The sequence below is a fragment of the Pseudomonas sp. DE0010 genome, from assembly GCF_007680745.1.
In the GTDB taxonomy this organism is placed as follows: domain Bacteria; phylum Pseudomonadota; class Gammaproteobacteria; order Pseudomonadales; family Pseudomonadaceae; genus Aquipseudomonas; species Aquipseudomonas parafulva_B.
Genome location: NZ_VEJQ01000185.1, coordinates 1 through 284 on the forward strand (window position 1 = coordinate 1; position 284 = coordinate 284).

The 284-nt window shown below is 63.4% G+C and carries 1 protein-coding gene; it reads left to right on the top strand.

From position 1 onward, the window contains the following. Positions 1-187: 187 nt before the first annotated feature. Positions 188-284 (top strand): succinate dehydrogenase assembly factor 2 (locus FS767_RS22175; RefSeq protein WP_178102777.1); only part of this gene is annotated, 97 nt, incomplete at its 3' end.

Sequence of the window (284 nt, forward strand, 5' to 3'; positions counted from 1 at the left end):
TCGACCCCGCGGATGGCCAGGACGCCTTCGTGGGTCAAGCGGCAGAAATACGGCGAGTCGGCCATTGCGGCTGCAGCTCCCTGTCGAGTGAAGCCGCTCATCATAGGCTCGCCCGGGGGGAATGTCAGGCGCACTGCGCGGCGGGGCGCTTCGGGCTTATACTGCGCCGATTGTCGCAGGAGTCCCCATGAGTACCGAAGCTACCGAACTCAACAGATTGTACTGGCACAGCCGCCGCGGCATGCTGGAACTGGATGTATTGCTGGTGCCCTTCGTCAAGGAGG